The organism is Pedobacter sp. Leaf250, from assembly GCF_920984735.1.
Classification (GTDB): Bacteria; Bacteroidota; Bacteroidia; order Sphingobacteriales; family Sphingobacteriaceae; genus Pedobacter.
Genome location: NZ_CAKLBU010000049.1, coordinates 1 through 994 on the forward strand (window position 1 = coordinate 1; position 994 = coordinate 994).

Annotated in this window: 1 protein-coding gene; it reads left to right on the forward strand. The window is 37.1% G+C overall.

Annotated elements, in window-relative coordinates:
• Nucleotides 1-962 (forward strand): IS4 family transposase (locus LUA91_RS20630; RefSeq protein ID WP_231428005.1); only part of this gene is annotated, 962 nt, incomplete at its 5' end.
• Nucleotides 963-994: the final 32 nt, after the last annotated feature.

Below are 994 nucleotides of genomic sequence, written 5' to 3' on the forward strand. Positions count from 1 at the left end.
GTAGCTCTATCTCCGAAAGGCTTTCAAAAATCGACCCCAATTACTTTAAAGAAATCTATGAGTATATTTACGAACGCTTTTCCAGTCTTTACGATAAAGCAGAAACAGAGAAGTACAATCTGATAAGGGTAGACAGTACGATTGTCTCTCATGCCTCATCAAGGCTGAAAGAGGGTATTGATCAGAAGAGCGGAAAGAAACTGGTTAAGTTTAGTTTTTCCTTTGACGGAATTTTGCCTTCGGCAGTAGAAATCTTTAACACTCAAAAATATTCATCCGAGGAGGTAGCCCTTCCTGAGGCGATTCTGAACCAGGTTAAAAAAGAAGAACATCACCCAAACATCTACATCATAGACAGGGGTTTACAGTCTACAAGAAAGATGCAGGAATTCGATGAACATTCAGTCAAATTCATCATCCGCTCAAAAGAAAACCGAAAAATAGAAGAATTGGCATCTTTAATTGAGCCCGGGAATATCCAAAAATGGAACGGTTGGGAAGTCATAAAGGATAGTAAAGTAAAATTGTACACTGGAAAACCTATTCAAAATAAAAGAGGAAATCTACATTATAGAGAAGAGCTGGTCACAACCACCTTCCGGCTGGTAGTCATTAAAAACGAAAAACAAAATAAAGAGTTTTGGTTCCTTACCAATGAGTTTGAAATCTCTGCTAAAGAAATTTCGGATTACTACCGCAAAAGATGGGATATCGAAGTGTTTTTCAGATTCATGAAGCAAGAACTCAACTTAAGTCATTTGGTCTCTCTTAACAAAAATGGAATTGAGGTCATGGTTTACGTAACGATGATTGCAGCAATGCTGCTGCTAATCTATAAAAAAGCAAATAACCTTGGATATAAAACAGCTAAAAGGCGTATAGTAATGGAATTAAGGGATATGATAACAGCCATCCTAATTGTATTCGCTGGAGGAGATCCGGACAAAATATTTAAAACATAAAAAATGGTCGGAATTTCTTCCGACCACGACTA